The organism is Bradyrhizobium guangxiense, assembly GCF_004114915.1.
GTDB lineage: Bacteria > Pseudomonadota > Alphaproteobacteria > Rhizobiales > Xanthobacteraceae > Bradyrhizobium > Bradyrhizobium guangxiense.
This window is the reverse complement of sequence record NZ_CP022219.1, coordinates 4,198,801-4,214,316: the sequence shown is the minus strand read 5'-3', so window position 1 is coordinate 4,214,316 and position 15,516 is coordinate 4,198,801. Positions and strand designations below refer to the sequence as shown.

Below are 15,516 nucleotides of genomic sequence, written 5' to 3'. Positions count from 1 at the left end.
GAGTTCCGTGCCGATCGATTTTGCATTCCAGGCGATGGCCGAACGGTCCGATCGCGCGCCGGCGCGCTGGCGGCGACCCTTCCTGTATTGGCTCGATGGCGTCGAGGCGGGCTGGGCCGTTCCGCTGCTCATCGGCTGTTTCGTTGCGGTCTGGACGCTCTATCTGGTGATCGCCTATGCCGGCGGCGGCCTGCACCCCGATACGCTCGAGGCCTGGGCCCTGGGGCGGCATTTCGCCTGGGGCTATCACAAGCATCCGCCCCTGAGCGGCTGGATAGCCGCGAGCTGGACCGCCGTCTTTCCGCTCACCGACTGGTCGCTGCAGTTGATGGCGATGGTCAATGCCGGGCTCGCGCTGATCTTCGTCGACCGGATCGCCCGGCACTTCGTGACCGGGCATAAGCGCATCCTGGTGCTGTTGCTCCTGATGCTGACGCCGGCCTATCAATTCCATGCCCAGCGCTTCAATGCCAATTCGGTGCTGCTCGCGACCTGGCCGCTGGCGACCTGGTGCTTCCTGCGCGCATTCGAGACGCGCGCCCCGCTGTGGGCGGTTGCGGTGGGGTGCACGACAGCACTGGCGATGGTTGGCAAATATTATTCGATCTTTCTCGTCGCGAGCTTCGCGCTTGCCGCGTTGGCGCACCCGGCGCGGCGCCCCTATTTCACCTCCGCTTCGCCCTGGATCTCGGTCGTCGTCGGGCTCGCGGCCCTGTCACCCCACATCCATTGGCTCGCGACGACGGGCGCGTCGACCTTCACCTACGCGCTGGCGCACACCGGCGGAAAGGCTGCGACTTCGCTCGGTGAGGCGAGAAGCTTCCTGCTGGGGCTGGCAGCGGCGATGGGCATATCGGCCGTGCTCTGGGTGCTCGTCGCAGGAACGCGCTTGAAGCAGTTTCCGGCCGACTTCGCGGCGATGGGCCCGGGCCTGCGGCTTCTGTTCTACGTGACGATTGGCACCATCGCGCTGCCGGTGGTGACATCGCTGGTGATGGGCACGGACCTGCCTTCGCTGTGGGCGTTGCAGGGGCTGTTCCTGTTCGCCGTTCTCGTGGTCTGCGGGACCAGCTACCCGATCGAGCGCTTCCACACGGTCAACCTCACCGTGATCGTAGCCGGCGTCGCCCTCGTGGCGGTTTTGATCGCCGCGCCGATCCATGCGGTCTATCGCAACGATCATGGCTATGAGGAGGGCCGCAATCTCTACGCCCAGGCGGCGAGCGAAGTGACGCGCGCCTGGCGGGAGCTGACCGGCGAGCCCCTGAGCGCCGTGAGCGGCGATGCTTCGCTGGCTTTCGCCACCGCGTTCTACGGCGCGGACCATCCGCCTGATGCGCGATCCTTCGAGTACGACCACATGTCGAGCCTGCCGGGCAAGTCGGTGCTCAGCCGTAGCTGGGCCGGGCTGTGTTTCCGCGACCAGGAGTCTTGCCTGCGATGGATGGGGTGGGCGTCCTCCCAGGCCGGACACGTCGTCAGGCGTGAGTTCACCGTGCAGGCCACGCTGTGGGGGCGGCCGGGTCTGACGCGGGAGATGGTCGTGCTGATGGCCCGTCCTCGGGGAATGCGGATGATTCCGAGGAGCGCGGCGGATGATTTCAGCGCCAGCCGGCGAGGAACCGACTAAAGCATCATCCGGAAAGTGCGAAGCGATTTTCCGGACAGATCATGCGCAAACAACAACCTAAAGCGCGATGACGATTCATCTAAATCTCATCGCGCTTTAGACGTCGCGCTCAGCAGTGGCTGTCACGCAACTGTTCGAGGCCCTCGCTGGCAAAAGGCGTCGTCAACGCGGCCGGTCCGGTGCCCGGCTCACAGCGCTCCGTCGTCTGCGGTTCGACCTCAGCGTGATCTTCGCGGTGTTCCAGTTCCATCGCAGCGGCCTTTCCAATTGCTGCAGGACAACATCGAGGCCGCCGGGAGGTTCCTCAATCGAGCGGGCGATGATGCGGCTTTAACAGCCGTCCCTTCTCCACCACCAGCACGATGGCGAGCGCAGCGAGCGTCGACAGGAAGAAGCCGGCCGAGAACGGCAGCAGCGTGCCGTCGAAGCTCTGGCCGATCGCCATGCCGACCACGATTCCGATCAACGTCGTGATCGAGCCGTAGAGCGAGGAGGCGGTGCCCGCGATGTGGCCCTGCGGCTCCATGGCGAGCGCGGTGAAGTTGGCGACCATCATGCCGAACGAGAACATCATCAGCGCGGACAGCACCATGAACAGGGCCAGCGGCAGCATGCCGAGGCTTTCCGTCAGCAGCATCACGGCGGCCACGGCCGTGTAGAGCGTCAGCGCCCCGTGCGAGATCACGCGCATGCCGAGCCGTCCGACCAGCCGCGCATTGAGGAAGCCGGCGATGGCCGTGCCTGCCGCAATCGCCGCGAAAGCGAGCGGGAAGTAGTGGCCGAGGTGATAGATGCCGGTGAAGACCTGCTGGGCGCAGAAGACATAGGCGAACAGCGCGCCGATGACGCTGCCGGCCGCCGTCGCATAGCCGATGGTCTGGCGATGGGTCACGGTCTGCCGGAACGCCGAGAGCACGTCGGCGGGCGCCAGCGACCGGCGCTCGGACTCGGGCCGCGTTTCAGGCAGCCGGAGCACGCACCATGCGAGCGCGAGCAGGCCATACAGCATCAACACCACGAAGATGCCGCGCCACGCCGTCACCAGCAACACCGCTTGGCCGAACGAGGGCGCGATCACGGGCACCGCGATGAACACCATCATGGCGAGCGACATCACGCTCGCCATGCGGCGGCCGACATAGCAGTCGCGCACGATCGAGGTCGCGATCACGCGCGTCGCCGAGGTGCCGAGCCCCTGCAGCGCGCGCGCCAGCAGCAGCGTCTCGAACGAGGGCGCAGCGACCGCCAGCACGCTCGCCACCGCGTAGACCGCCATGCCGCCGAGCAGCACCGGCCGGCGGCCGAAGCGGTCCGACAGCGGGCCCATCACGAACTGGCCGGCGCCGAAGCCGATCAGGAAGGTCGACAGCACCAGCTGGAGATGGTTGGCGACGGGGATCTTGAAGGCGGTGCCGATGTTGGGCAGCGCCGGCAGCATCATGTCCATCGCAAGCGGATTCAGCGCCATGATGGACGCGATCACGATGACGAATTCTGGAAAACCCATGGGACGGTGTCCGGAGGACACCCAGGAATCGGCATTGACGTCGGACAAGCAGCTCACCCCTGAAATCGAGCGGCTTTATCCAACGTCCATGCTGCGTTGCACAACCCATGTTTCGGGATGGCTGGCAGGCGACAAGAATTGGTGAAGTGGGCTGTGGCCGCAATCAGCCCCGCTTGCGAGCCGCCTCGACCAGGCTGAGTGCCAATCGTCCGGCGGTGTCGACATAATCGAGATCGCGATGGATCAGCATCACGGTCGTGGCGCCATCGAGCAGGATCACGAGCTGTCGTGCCAGGGTCTCTGGCCCGGCAACACCGTGATTGCGCAGCTCCGCTCCGAGCCAGGCTTCAAAGCGCTTCTTGTGCGCGGCGCCGGCCTTGACGGCCGGATGCGCCGGCGTGTTGGCGAGCTCGGCGATCGTGCGCAGGAAGCCACAGCCGCGCCAGCGCGGCGTATCCACGGAGCGCCCGAGCTTGACGAAGAGACCGCGGACCTTGTCGGCCACGGTGCCGTCAGTCTCGGCAAACCATCGCATATAGAGCTCGAGCGTCGGCTGGTCCCGGGCCGCGATGGTTTCTGCGACGAGCTCGTCCTTGCTGGTGAAGTGATAGTACAGCGTCTTCTTGGTGACGCCGGCTTTCTCGGCGACGGCGTCCATGCTGACCGCGCGGATGCCTTCGCCATAGAAGAGGCGCGTCGCCGCAATGACGATCTGCTCGCGCGTGGTGTCACCTCTCTCCGACATCGCCGCAATGTATACTACCTAGTGAGTATACACAACATGGCCGGTGTGGCTGACTTCCATCTGTTCGATCTGGAAGGAGCTGCGACTTGTCTGATCTAATACTTTGGGAGACACGGGGCACCACGGCGCTGTTGACGTTCAACCGCCCGAGCAAGCTCAACGCGCTGAGCTACGCGCTCATCGACCGTCTGATGGTGATCCTCGACCGCATCGAGGACGATGCGAAGGTTCGCACGGTGGTCCTGACCGGAGCGGGCGATCGCGCGTTCTCGGCGGGCGCGGACATCGCCGAATTCTCCGAAAGCGTGAAGCGTGGCCCGGACGTTGCCGTGAAGGACTTCGTGCGGCGCGGGCAGGCAATGACCGCGCGCATGGAGGCGTTTCCGAAGCCGATCATCGCCGCGGTCAACGGCATCGCCTTCGGCGGCGGCTGCGAGATCACGGAAGCCGTGCATCTCGCCGTCGCCAGCGAGCAGGCGAGCTTCGCCAAGCCCGAGATCGCGATCGGCATCACGCCGACCTTCGGCGGCACGCAGCGCCTGCCGCGGCTCGCCGGGCGGAAGCGGGCGCTGGAATATCTCCTGACCGGAGATTCCTTTTCATCAGAGCGAGCCCTGGAGATGGGACTGGTCAACCGCATCGTGCCGCATGCGCAGCTTCTCGACGCCGCCTTCGCACTGGCGGATCGCATCTCGCGGCATTCGCAGCTGGCGGTCGCCCGGGTCATCACGGCCGCCACGCGAGGCCTCAATGTCTCGATCGCGGAAGGCCTCGCGGTTGAGAGCGAGCAGTTCGCGCGCATGGCAGCGACAGAGGACACACGCGAAGCGCTCGATGCCTGGCTCGCCGCCCGCGCCCGTTCCTGATCCGACCAGGAAACAGTCCGCGGCTTCGATGGCGAGGCCGACGCAGACATGCCTCTGAGCAGACTTCATTCCAAGTGGAGCCGGCTTCGGCCTCGCCTCGTCCGGAAAACGCCCGCACGCTCCGCCGGCGGCGTTTTGCCGACAGGCGGATGGGGAAGCCGTCCTGCAGATTCCAGTAAGGCCTGATCAAATGCAAGCATGGGCCTGCATTGCCAGATTGTCCTGCCAAGATTTCCCGAGATAGATCGGAATGGATGTTTTCACAAAAAATAACACCTAGGAGTTGTGATTCTTTTAAGAGCTCTTCTGCCAGAAACATTCTCCTGGAATACGAGAATGCCCAATGACAAGAGAAAGCGATGAGGCGCTTTCGCCTCCTTCTCAGTCGCTCGAAGCGCCGCAGTTTGACGCGTCACTGTCGCCACTACGGTTGAACCGGGGGCCTATCACGCTGCTCGCCGCAATGTCCGGCGTCGGGCTTGTGCTGACCGATTTCAGTGTCAAATGGGGCGGTATCACCCAATGCAACGTCCCCAGTCCCTCGTAGCGGCAGAAGTCCTGCGACGAGGCGAGACCTGCTGCGGTGGTTCGGTCAGGTGCGAGGCTCCTCCGATGCCGCAAGTGTTCGCTGGCGTGCAGGCGATGCGCGGCATTGCCGCGCTGTCGGTGGTCTGCGGTCATGCAGTCAGTGTGCGACCCGACATGGTCGGCCCGGAGCTTGCCGAAGGCGCACTGACCATTCTTTCGAGCGGCGTTGACATCTTCTTCGTTATCTCGGGCTTCATCATCACAACGACGGCCGCGGCACAACACAACGCGTGGAACTTTGCTTTCAGACGCGCCATCCGAATTTATCCGGTCTATTGGCTCGCGTTGCTGGCGGCGTTCATCAGTTCCTCCTGGATTGCAATGGCGCCGGGGGAACGTCCGCAACTCGACGCCGGAACGATCTTCGCATGGACATACCCGAACTGGTATATCGGGCCGGCATGGTCACTGGCTTTCGAGCTGCACTTCTATGCCGTGGTCGCGATCATCTTCGCGATTAAGCCGAACCGGCTATTCGAGATCCTCTTCGCGTGGTTCGGCCTGGTCATCGTCGCTGCCTTCTTCCAAATTCAGCTCGGCATCTACTCCCACCCGCTGGTGCTGGAATTCGGCGCAGGCGTTGGCATCGCCTATCTCCTGACAAATCGCGGATTGCGCTTTTCGCCTCGCATCATAGCCTGTTCGGCAGGCCTGTTCTTTGCCGGCTGGTACTGGATCTTCGTGCACGGAGCGACCGATGCACTGTTCGCCCGCGTACCGACCTATGGCCTTGGCGCGGGATTGCTCATCCATGCGGTGGTGTCTGCCGAGATCGAAGGACGATCCTTCTCGCCGGTCTTGCAATGGCTCGGCAAGATTTCGTACTCGCTGTACATCGTTCACTGCCCGTTGTTGAAATGGATCGCCAATTTTGACGGGCCGTGGCTGCTGTCGACCGTCGGGACAATCATCGCTTGCATCCTGCTCTCCATCGGTCTTGCCACTGTCTTGCACATCGTCATCGAAGCGCCGATCCTCTCTTGGGGAAGAGGGCTGAGCCGGATGCGCCGGAGCCAATCAACTCCGGACGTACGCAGACGAGAAGCGACCGTGCTCCCCACAGGGATCGAGTGAACACCTGCTGAGCGCAAGCTTTAGGGAGTTTGGTGCGGGCGGCCGGACTCGAACCGGCACAGGCCTTGCGGCCCCACGGATTTTCGTACCACTTCGGCTTTCGCCGCCGCCCATCCGGCGTTCGTGGTCTGGACTATCCCTTCACCCTGGCGTTTTGCCCGCTGTAGGTGCTGCCCGTCTAGTCTCTACACCTTCCCCCGGGAGGGGGCTTGGCTCGGGATTGCCAGTGAAGGTTTCCCCGACTTTGAGCAGTTCTGCTCCTGGAGTTTCCCCCAGGGCACTCAATGGCTTAAGTCCGATGCGTCTACCAATTCCGCCACGCCCGCATCAGCCCATCTATACGGCGCAGATCGCCTGAGGCAAAGGGAATACAGTTGCGTCGCAACGGCTTGAGCAGCATCGCCTCGAAGCAGCTCGTCCCGTCGAAACGTCCAAGGCCCGCGAAGGCAATCGATCGAAGGCCATCGATTGACGGGCGCCGCTGCAATCCCAGAGCCAATGACGCCCATCAGGGAATTCGACTCCTTTGCGTCCACTCATTTCGCCATGCCGGCTTGATCCAACGAGATCAAGCACTTAAGTCCATCTACGGCCGTCTGGAATGGCGCGTTGCGTCGCCGGGGACGGTGGTGCCTTGAGCGAGCCGGGCGCACAGGCCAAGCCTCAATCCGGACATCTGGTGTTGCTTTAGGCATTCTCAATTCACGGGGACTATTCATCCGGCATGGCTGCTTCGATTTCCTCTTCCCTGCGCGCCGTTGGTGCGCTCCTCGGGCTGCTTGCGGCCGCCGCGCTGTCCGGCTGCGCCAGCATGAGCGAGACCGTGGCGCCGGCCTTTGCCGATCCCTCCAAATACGAATTGTACGACTGCAAGCAGCTCGAGGGTGAACGCAAGCAGCTCGCAAAGCGCACTGACGAGTTGCAGAAGCTGATGGACAAGGCCGAGACCGGGGCTGGCGGCGCCGTCGTGTCCGAGCTCGCTTATCGCAACGACTACATCGCGGTGCGCGGGCAGGCCCAATTGGCCGAGGACGCCTGGCGCCGCAACAGGTGCCGGGAGACGCCTGAGGTGATTCCGCCTGCGACCTCGTTGTCGCCCGCGGCCTCTGCCAAGCCCGCGTCCAAAGCCGGCAGAGCGACCCGCTGACGCGCCGCGTCGGCGGCGCTTCGCGTCAGGGCCGCCAGCCGTAGATCCAGTCCTGCCGCGCCAGCATCCGGTCCGGGCCGAGCGTGCGGATCGCAAGGTCGCGCGCGGTCGCCAGCAGCCCGCTGAAATGATAGATGCGGCCCTGCTGCCGCGCGGTCCGCTGCACCCGGCGCACCCGCGCCTGGCGCGCACGGCCGTACTGCGTCAGCGCCGCAGTGATGCCCGCGGTGCTCTCGGCGGCCTCGAGGCTCAGGTGACGGGCGAGCACCGCGGCATCCTCGATTGCCATGCCGGCGCCCTGGGCCGCGAACGGCAGCATCGCATGCACGGCATCGCCGAGCAGCCCGACCGGGCCCTTGCTCCAGGGGCAGCCGTCGGGCACGCCGAACAGCGCCCATTTGCGCCAGTGATCGACCGTGGCGAGCATCATCCGCGCCGTCGGCGGCCAGCGCGGGCCGGCAAAGGCGTCCATCACCTCGCGCGGATCGCCTGGCGTGCTCCAGCCCGGCCTGTTCCAGCTGCCCGGCAGCACCGCCACCACGTTGATCTGGCGTCCGCCGGCGATGGGGTAGGCGACCAGATGGGCGTTCGGGCCCATCCAGAGCTGCACCCGGCGCCCGGTGAAATCCTTCGGCAGCTGCGTGGCATCGAGCGTGCCGCGCCAGGCGATCAGCCCGGAGAAGCGCGGCTGAACCTCGGGAAACAGATGCTGGCGCACCGTCGACCAGATGCCGTCGGCACCGATCAGCGCGCTGGCGAGATCGCTGCGGCGGATCGTGCCGCTGTGATGGACCACCGTCAGGCCCTTGGCATGAGGCGCGACGTCTTCGAAGGTTGCCCCTAGCTTCAGGTCGATATCGGGATGATCGGCAACGGCGCCGGCCAGCGCTGATTGCAGGTCGGCGCGGTGCACCACCCAATAGGGAGCGCCGGCTCGCGCGGAAGCGGCTTCGCCGAGCGGCATGCGCAGCAGCTCGCCGCCGGCCCGCGCGCTCATGATCGAGACCGCTTCCGGGGTGACGGCGCGCAGCTTGAGGCGCTCGGTGAGGCCGAGTTCGACCAGCACGCGGCTCGCATTAGGGGAGAGCTGCAGGCCGGCGCCGACTTCCTCGAGGCGCTCGGCCTTTTCCAGCACGACGATGCGGAAGCCGCGGGCCGCGAGCGCCAGCGCGGCCGTCAGTCCGCCGATACCGGCACCGGCGATGACAATCGTTCGGGAGAGCGCCACCCTGACCGACGGATGCGGTCAGGCCACCTTGTCCTTCAGGACACATTCCGGCGGGCGGGCTTCGCCTGCCTTCAGGTCGGCCGCGAAGCGGTACAGCGTCGAGCAATAGGGGCAGATGATCTCGTTGTCGTTGCCGAGGTCGAGGAACACGTGCGGATGGTCGAACGGAGGATTGGCGCCCACGCACATGAACTCTTGCGAGCCGATCTCGATGACGGGAACACCGGCATCGTTGTGGAAGTGCGGGACGACATGGTCGGACATCGTAACTCATCCTGGAGTGGCAATGGCGGCAGACACAATCAAGAACTGACGCGGCATCTTTAAGGCGCCGCGGACCATACTGGCGGGGGCAGGCGATTGCTAGTCCAGCGGAACCGAAAGCTCCGCAATTGCCCCATGCTCATTTGCTCATGCAAATTCGACACAATCTTGCGGCCTGAGAGAAGCCCTTCTTTCGTCGGGGACGTTGTGTCGCAATTTTGGCATACTATGTCTCTCGGACGAGCAAATTGCGACGAAAGACGAATCAACAGGCGCAATCGATTTCAAGGACTGCCCAGGCTTACCACATGAAGTGGCTGCGAATCACCACAGCATTGACCGGTATCGCGGCGTGCAGCTTCATGCTCGCGCAGGTCGCGCCGCACGCAAGTGAGGCCGGCGCGATCCTCGCCGCCCAGGACGATCCGGCCGTGCTGTCCGAGCTCAAGCTCGATCAGCTGCTGCGCCAGAACGATCGCCTGGTTCAGGACAATATCGAGGCCGCGCTCGCCGCTGGCGATGCCGATCTCGCCAATAGCTTCGTCGTGCTCGCGCGCGACCGTAACATCGCGCTGCCCGACGACCTCCTGAACCGCGTCAGCGATGCGGTCAGGGCCGAGAGCTCCACCTCCCATTTCGCCAAGCGATTTGCCACCGGTCTCGTCACCGGCACTGCCGACGACGTCGCGAGCCTCTCCGGAACGGTGGCCGGCGATCTCTTCGTCATCGGCGACATCAGGGACGTCGTTCGCGAGGGCAAGCACCTTGCCATGGGCGAGGACACCGACCGCCTCGTGCTCGCGCTTGCGGCCGCCGGCCTTGCGGTGACGGCGGCAACCTACGTGTCCGTCGGTGGCGCGGCGCCGGTGCGCGCCGGACTGACGCTGGTCAAGGATGCGCGCAAAGTCGGACGGCTCGGCGAGGGGCTCGCGGTCTGGGCCGGCCGCTCCGCGCGCGAGGTCGTCGACACGCCGATGCTTCAGAATGCAGTCGCCAAGGGTTCGGTGCTCCGCCCCGGCGAGACGGTGAGTGCGATCAAGGCTGCGTTCCGGGCCGAGAAGGCCGGCGCGCTGGTCCGGCTCGGCAAGGACGTCACGCGCGTCGCCGAGAAGACCGGCACGCGCGGGGCGATGGATACGTTGCGCATCGCTGAAGGCCCCAAGGATGTCGCGCGCGCGGCGCGGCTTGCGGAAGCGCAAGGCGGCAAGACGCGTGCGATCATGAAGCTGCTCGGCCGCGGCGCGCTGCTGCTCGTCGGCGGCGCGTTCGATCTGGCGCTCTGGCTGCTCGGCGCGATGCTGACGCTGTTCGGTCTTCTCTCCTCCATCAAGGCGACCACCGAGCGCCTCACCCAGGCCTGGTGCGATCGCAAGAGGGCGCGCCGGCTCCGCCTGGCGCAGATCGCAGCCGAGGCCGCTCTCGGCAACGCGGCCACGGCGCCGTGAGCTACCACGCGCTTCAGGCTATTGTTTGAGCATGATGTTGCCGGAAAATCGCTGCACTCTCTTCCGGATCATGCTCTAAGATCGATCTATCCCCACAAGACCGCACGGAACTGATGATGCCGAGCTTTCACAACGGCGCCGTTGAAATTGCCTATCTCGACGAAGGCGAGGGCGATCCGATCATCCTGGTGCACGGCTTTGCCTCGAGCAAGAACGTGAACTGGGTTTATCCGACCTGGGTCTCGGAGCTGCGCAAGAGCGGCCGCCGCGTGATCGCGCTCGACAATCGCGGCCATGGCGAAAGCGCAAAGCTCTACGAGCCCGCGCAATATTCGATTCCGGTGATGGCCGGCGACGTGCTTGCGCTGATGGATCATCTCGCCATCCCGCAGGCCGACATCATGGGCTATTCCATGGGCGGGCGGATGACGGCCTGGCTGTCCCTCAACGAGCCGCAGCGCCTGCGCTCGGCGATCCTCGGCGGCATCGGCATCGGCGGCCTGATCGAGGGCACCGGGCCCGGTGAGAACGTGGCCAAGGCGCTGGAGGCGCCGTCGCTGGATGACGTCACCGATCCCGTGGGGCGTACCTTCCGTGCGTTCGCCGACCAGACCCGTTCCGATCACCGCGCGCTCGCCGCCTGCCTGCGCGGCACGCGCGAGCTCATGACTAGGGACGAAGCCGCGCGCATCGACGTGCCGGTGCTGATCGCGGTCGGCTCGACCGACGACGTCGCAGGAAGCGCCAGCGCGCTCGGCGAAATTATCCCCGGCTCCGAAGTGCTCGACATTCCGAACCGCGACCACATGCGCGCGGTCGGCGACAAGGTCTACAAGAACGGCGTGCTGGATTTTCTCGCGCGGCGCGGGTGAGGTGGCAAAGGAGCCGAGAAGATTTTTCGCCTACGAGTGGAGCTCAGAACTTTGCCGGCCAAATTCGCGGACGACCGATGCTTCACACCGCCTTGTCGCTGAATGCGGCGGGAAGCGTGTTGAGGAATGACATGACGCGCTGTGTGCGCAGGGGCGGGCGGCGGCCCGAGGTGCGCAGCATCCACAGGGGCTCCCCAGGCGCGCGCCAGGGCGCCAGCACTTCGACCAGCCGGCCGGCGCGAAGGTCTTCGTGGACCAGCCATGCTGGCCCCCAGCCAATCCCAAACCCACTGGCGATCAAAGCGAGGGACGCATGCGCGTCGTCGCAGATGTGTTTGGGCTTGGGCGTGACGCGAATGGGTCCCTTGCCGCGCGGATCGGTGAAACGCCAGGTCAGGATCTGACCGCTCGCGGGATTGCGGAAGCCAACATGGTCGTGCGCGGAAAGCTCGTATGGAGTCGCAGGCGCGCCGCGCGCGTCCAGATAGGCCGGCGAGGCGCAGGCGATCCAGGAGAACGTACAAAGCCGTCGCGCGTGATGGCCGGGCGCGCGGTCGAGGGGGCCTGAGCGGATCGCGATGTCGACGCCTTCCGCCGCGAGATCGAGAATCTCGTTGCGGAATTTGACCTCGATCTCGATTTCCGGCCGTTCCCGCAGGAAGGCCGGCAGTCGCGGCAGGATGGAGGCGCGCGCGAACGAGGCGGGGGCGGTCACGCGCACCCGTCCGCCATCGTCGCGCGCGACTTCGCCGAGCGCGGATTCGACACGGGCGAGACTTTCGACCAACGCGCGTCCCGCCGTCATCAGCCTGTCGCCCTCTTCGGTCAGCGCCAACGAGTGCGTTGAGCGATGCAAGAGCCGCAACCCGCGAGCCTGTTCCAAGCGGGTGACGGCCTTGGACATCGCCGAGGTGGTCGTCCCCGCCCGCCGCGCGGCTTCGGCGAAGGAGCCCGCCTCGACGACGCGGACGAAGGCGAGGAGACGCGAGAGATCGGGAGGCAAAGTCGTTGTGGACATGCAGTCCACATAGTCATGGCTCCGCGATCACTACAAGAGCGAAGTCCGAGCGGCTAGCTGGGAAGCGTCAGCGCGCATTCTGCAGCGCTAAAAACACGGGAAGTCCGATGAACCCCATCGAAATCACTCTGCAAGCCCTCGACGCCGCCGAGCGGGCAATTCCAACCGGCCGGCCGGTTTATATGCTCAATCTGCTGCGCTTCCGTGCGCAGGCCCGTTACGAGGAGGGGTTCGACGCGGCGCCCTGCTCGGGCCGCGAAGCCTTTGATGAACGCTACAGGCCGGCATTCCGGCGTCTGGCGGCCGGCAAGCCGCTGGTGCGGATGTTTTCCGGTCCGTTCCTGGCGAGCCTGGTCGGCTCGCCCGGCGAGCGCTGGGACGAAGCGGCGATCAATGAGTACGGCGATTTCGCCACCTTCCGCGCGATCGTCGAGACCGAGACCTACCGGCGCGAAGTCGCCCCGCATCGCCACGCGGCGCTCGAAGATTTCCGGCTGCTCGCGTTCGCCAAGGCGATGTGAATGCGTTGAGTACGCGTAGGATGGGTTGAGCCCTTGCGAAACCCATCATGCTTCGTCATCGGCGAACGGATTGATGGGTTTCGCTGGCACTCTACCCATCCTACGGCCGTCATCTCGGTTGTCCCGATCGAACCAGATCTCACCGCACCTTGCCGTCCCCAAACCTCCGCGCCACCGCGATCAGCACCACGAACGTCGCCACCCACACCATCCGCGCGCCGTAGCGGTCGTGCGGGCCGGAGATCACGCCGCAGATGAAGGCATTGCCGAGCAGGGCCAGCGTCACCGTCGCCGCCAGCAGCGTCAAATCGTCCAGCCGGCGGGTCGCGAGCGCATGGGCGAGCAGCGCGACCAGCCCCAGCATCGAGGCCAGCGCGACCGGGACATGCAGCCAGTTGACGTCGTCGAAATCGATGGCCCAGTGCTGCTGCCGTGCCGCGCGCATCGGCGCGACCTGCGAAGGCAGGTAGCGCTCGATGATGCCGTAGGTGTGCGGGATCCAGCCATTGGTGCCTTCGCCGGTCGCGACATGCAGCAATTGCTGGCCCATCGCCCGCAGCGCCGCGCCGGCCTGCCAGGCCGGATAATCCTTCAGCGACTGCACAACGATATAACCCATCTCCTCGTTCATGCCTTCGAAACGGCCGAGCGTGTTGAACATGCTCTGGCCCCACAGGAACTCGTCTGCCGCCGCCGGCAGCTCATTGCGATAGGGACACAACTTGTAGCGCTCGCGCGGGCAGTGATCGTTGAGGTAGCGCGCGACGATGCCGTCCTGCATCATGCGGCCGAAGGCGACGCCGTAACCGCCCGGCGTCCAGGCCAGCTTGCCGGACAGCGCATAATTCGCCGAGACCAGCATCAGGCTGCCCGCAACGATGGTGAGGCTCGCCTGGGTCAATCCGGCCAGCGAAAGGCGCTGCCCTAGAAACGGCCGTACCATCCAGCCCGCGGCGCAAAGACCGAGCAGCACGCCGAGCGTGGCGCTGTGGGTTGCCGCGGCAAAGGCGGTGAAGACGAACAGCGAGATCCGTTCGAGCGCCGAGATGCGGCTCGCGCCGACGGGCAGGAGAAACAGCGACAGCACCGAGAGCCCGGCGAAGATGTCGGTGAGCAGCATGCTGGCGAGCCAAGGCAGCGCGGTCGACACGATCAGGCAGAGGCTGATAGCGACGAAGCGGACGGTCTGCATCATCGAGAGCACGCGAAGGGTGAGCTGCAACAGCCACAGCGTCGCCAGCGACTGGACCGCGAGGTTGATCCAGAACCCGAAACTCTCGCCAGAGTGCAGATAGAGCCCGAACACCGTGGAGCGGCTGGGGACGAGATAGCCTTCATACCAGCGCGCCAGATAGCCGCCGGTATCCCATTGCAACAGCGGATAGCCGTTCCAGACCGCCGGTGCGAGCATCAGGAGGGGCAGAGCCATTGCCGCCAGACGCAGCCAGGACGTGGCAGCAGTGCGCGCGCGCAATTGATCGGTGGTGATGCTCAAGACTGCTCCCGTCCTCGCTTCGGACCATGCTCGCAATAGCGGTTCAAGGAGAATTCACCAATAGTTTGAGGCCGCCCGGCTTGAATTTGGCAAAACTCTGACCATTTTGAGCCGACCTTGCCGCTTGGGGGCGTCGGAAGAAACTGTTGTGTTTCAACGTTTTGCTATGCTTTTGCGGGGCAAGCCAAAGTTCACTCTCAGGCAAGCCGGTCAGGACTTTGCCGCCTAGACTATGTTATAGAACTGGCCAAACGAGCCCATTCAAAAGAGCAAATCCCAAAGAGCAAATCCATGGCAGTGCATCAGGTCAATCCGGGAGGAAAGCTCGCATCGCTCGATCCGATCTGGGACCGGATCCGGGGCGAAGCGGAGGACATCGTCCGTCGCGAGCCGGAGCTTGCGACCTTCATTTATTCATCTGTGCTGCATCACAGCCGCCTGGAAGATTCGGTGGTCCACCGGGTTGCCGAACGGCTCGACCACTCCGCATTGTCGGGCGACCTCGTGCGCCAAGCCTATATCGACGCGCTGCGCGACGATCCCGATATCGGCAACGCCTTCCGCGCCGATCTCGTCGCCGTCTATGACCGCGATCCCGCGACCTCGCGCTTCATCGATCCCTTGCTCTACTTCAAGGGCTTCCACGCGATCCAGACCCATCGCCTGGCGCACTGGCTCTATCTGAAGGGCCGCAAGGATTTTGCGTATTATCTCCAGAGCCGCGCCTCCGCGGTGTTCCAGACCGACATCAATCCTGCCGCACGCATCGGCCGCGGCATCTTCCTCGACCACGCCACCGGCTTCGTCTGTGGCGAGACGGCGGTGATCGAGGACGACGTCTCGATCCTGCACGGCGTCACGCTCGGCGGCACTGGCAAGGAGAACGAGGATCGTCATCCCAAGATTCGTCACGGTGTCCTGATCGGCGCCGGCGCAAAAATCCTCGGCAACATCGAGATCGGCCATTGCGCGCGCATCGCCGCCGGCTCGGTCGTGGTCAAGCCGGTGCCGCACAACGTCACGGTCGCAGGCGTGCCGGCCAAGATCGTCGGCGAGGCCGGCTGCGCCGAGCCATCGCGCACCATGGACCAGATGATCAACGCCATGGGGCTTTGA

15 protein-coding genes are annotated in these 15,516 nt (G+C 65.0%); 8 read left to right on the top strand and 7 right to left on the bottom strand.

The genetic code is table 11. From position 1 onward, the window contains the following. Window positions 1-34: 34 nt before the first annotated feature. Window positions 35-1,630, top strand: a complete 1,596-nt coding sequence (locus tag X268_RS20215) for a glycosyltransferase family 39 protein (RefSeq protein WP_164938164.1) — start codon at window positions 35-37, stop codon at window positions 1,628-1,630. Window positions 1,631-1,739: 109 nt separating this feature from the next. Here X268_RS20215 and X268_RS39565 read toward each other — a convergent pair whose 3' ends face one another. From X268_RS39565 to X268_RS20205, 3 genes are all read right to left on the bottom strand, one after another. Then, window positions 1,740-1,880 carry a hypothetical protein gene (locus tag X268_RS39565; protein ID WP_164937831.1) on the bottom strand — a complete coding sequence of 47 codons (141 nt, stop codon included), beginning with the start codon at window positions 1,878-1,880 and terminating at the stop codon, window positions 1,740-1,742. A gap of 54 nt (window positions 1,881-1,934) precedes the next feature. Further along, a complete protein-coding gene (locus X268_RS20210) occupies window positions 1,935-3,185 on the bottom strand; it encodes a multidrug effflux MFS transporter (RefSeq protein WP_128926535.1) in 1,251 nt (416 codons plus the stop codon). Window positions 3,186-3,300: 115 nt separating this feature from the next. Next, window positions 3,301-3,882, bottom strand: coding sequence for a TetR/AcrR family transcriptional regulator (locus X268_RS20205; RefSeq protein ID WP_128926534.1), 582 nt, complete (start codon window positions 3,880-3,882; stop codon window positions 3,301-3,303). 86 nt (window positions 3,883-3,968) lie between these two features. Here X268_RS20205 and X268_RS20200 point away from each other — a divergent pair, with 86 nt between their 5' ends. The 3 genes from X268_RS20200 to X268_RS20190 all read left to right on the top strand — a co-directional run bounded on the left by X268_RS20200 (window position 3,969) and on the right by X268_RS20190 (window position 7,557). Beyond that, window positions 3,969-4,748: a crotonase/enoyl-CoA hydratase family protein gene (locus tag X268_RS20200; protein WP_128926533.1), complete on the top strand. Its 780-nt coding sequence runs from the start codon at window positions 3,969-3,971 to the stop codon at window positions 4,746-4,748. A 612-nt stretch (window positions 4,749-5,360) separates the two neighbouring features. Further along, window positions 5,361-6,410, top strand: a complete 1,050-nt coding sequence (locus X268_RS20195) for an acyltransferase family protein (protein ID WP_164937830.1) — start codon at window positions 5,361-5,363, stop codon at window positions 6,408-6,410. 724 nt (window positions 6,411-7,134) lie between these two features. Beyond that, complete coding sequence (locus X268_RS20190) at window positions 7,135-7,557, top strand: twin-arginine translocation pathway signal (RefSeq protein ID WP_128926531.1); 423 nt, start codon at window positions 7,135-7,137, stop codon at window positions 7,555-7,557. Between the two features lie 25 nt (window positions 7,558-7,582). On the opposite strand, the gene X268_RS20185 is transcribed toward X268_RS20190, so the two are convergent. Both X268_RS20185 and X268_RS20180 read right to left on the bottom strand, forming a co-directional pair. Further along, window positions 7,583-8,785: an FAD-dependent monooxygenase gene (locus X268_RS20185; protein ID WP_128926530.1), complete on the bottom strand. Its 1,203-nt coding sequence runs from the start codon at window positions 8,783-8,785 to the stop codon at window positions 7,583-7,585. Window positions 8,786-8,803: 18 nt separating this feature from the next. Further along, window positions 8,804-9,049: a zinc-finger domain-containing protein gene (locus tag X268_RS20180; protein ID WP_007602543.1), complete on the bottom strand. Its 246-nt coding sequence runs from the start codon at window positions 9,047-9,049 to the stop codon at window positions 8,804-8,806. A 308-nt stretch (window positions 9,050-9,357) separates the two neighbouring features. Between X268_RS20180 and X268_RS20175 the strand changes: the two genes are divergently transcribed. Next, complete coding sequence (locus X268_RS20175; RefSeq protein ID WP_128926529.1) at window positions 9,358-10,494, top strand: hypothetical protein; 1,137 nt, start codon at window positions 9,358-9,360, stop codon at window positions 10,492-10,494. Window positions 10,495-10,610: 116 nt separating this feature from the next. After that, the gene (locus X268_RS20170; protein WP_128926528.1) at window positions 10,611-11,366 is read left to right on the top strand and encodes an alpha/beta fold hydrolase; all 756 of its coding nucleotides are present in this window, start codon (window positions 10,611-10,613) and stop codon (window positions 11,364-11,366) included. A gap of 82 nt (window positions 11,367-11,448) precedes the next feature. On the opposite strand, the gene X268_RS20165 is transcribed toward X268_RS20170, so the two are convergent. After that, window positions 11,449-12,384 (bottom strand): LysR family transcriptional regulator, encoded by a 936-nt coding sequence (locus X268_RS20165; RefSeq protein WP_128926527.1) that lies wholly within the window; start codon window positions 12,382-12,384, stop codon window positions 11,449-11,451. A gap of 107 nt (window positions 12,385-12,491) precedes the next feature. On the opposite strand from X268_RS20165, the gene X268_RS20160 reads away from it, so the two are divergent. Further along, window positions 12,492-12,905 carry a hypothetical protein gene (locus X268_RS20160; protein ID WP_128926526.1) on the top strand — a complete coding sequence of 138 codons (414 nt, stop codon included), beginning with the start codon at window positions 12,492-12,494 and terminating at the stop codon, window positions 12,903-12,905. 139 nt (window positions 12,906-13,044) lie between these two features. On the opposite strand, the gene X268_RS20155 is transcribed toward X268_RS20160, so the two are convergent. Next, on the bottom strand, window positions 13,045-14,400 hold the full coding sequence (locus X268_RS20155) for a hypothetical protein (protein WP_164937829.1): 1,356 nt from the start codon (window positions 14,398-14,400) through the stop codon (window positions 13,045-13,047). Between the two features lie 291 nt (window positions 14,401-14,691). Between X268_RS20155 and cysE the strand changes: the two genes are divergently transcribed. Beyond that, window positions 14,692-15,516, top strand: a complete 825-nt coding sequence (cysE, locus tag X268_RS20150) for a serine O-acetyltransferase (RefSeq protein WP_128926525.1) — start codon at window positions 14,692-14,694, stop codon at window positions 15,514-15,516.

Bases quoted from the DNA above. Each gene is read 5' to 3' on its own strand.
- X268_RS20205 (WP_128926534.1), bottom strand. From the start codon at position 3,882: ATGTCGGAGAGAGGTGACACCACGCGCGAGCAGATCGTCATTGCGGCG.
- X268_RS20160 (WP_128926526.1), top strand. From the start codon at position 12,492: ATGAACCCCATCGAAATCACTCTGCAAGCCCTCGACGCCGCCGAGCGG.
- X268_RS20170 (WP_128926528.1), top strand. From the start codon at position 10,611: ATGCCGAGCTTTCACAACGGCGCCGTTGAAATTGCCTATCTCGACGAA.
- cysE (WP_128926525.1), top strand. From the start codon at position 14,692: ATGGCAGTGCATCAGGTCAATCCGGGAGGAAAGCTCGCATCGCTCGAT.
- X268_RS20215 (WP_164938164.1), top strand. From the start codon at position 35: ATGGCCGAACGGTCCGATCGCGCGCCGGCGCGCTGGCGGCGACCCTTC.
- X268_RS20180 (WP_007602543.1), bottom strand. From the start codon at position 9,049: ATGTCCGACCATGTCGTCCCGCACTTCCACAACGATGCCGGTGTTCCC.
- X268_RS20175 (WP_128926529.1), top strand. From the start codon at position 9,358: ATGAAGTGGCTGCGAATCACCACAGCATTGACCGGTATCGCGGCGTGC.
- X268_RS20190 (WP_128926531.1), top strand. From the start codon at position 7,135: ATGGCTGCTTCGATTTCCTCTTCCCTGCGCGCCGTTGGTGCGCTCCTC.
- X268_RS39565 (WP_164937831.1), bottom strand. From the start codon at position 1,880: ATGGAACTGGAACACCGCGAAGATCACGCTGAGGTCGAACCGCAGACG.
- X268_RS20195 (WP_164937830.1), top strand. From the start codon at position 5,361: ATGCCGCAAGTGTTCGCTGGCGTGCAGGCGATGCGCGGCATTGCCGCG.
- X268_RS20165 (WP_128926527.1), bottom strand. From the start codon at position 12,384: ATGTCCACAACGACTTTGCCTCCCGATCTCTCGCGTCTCCTCGCCTTC.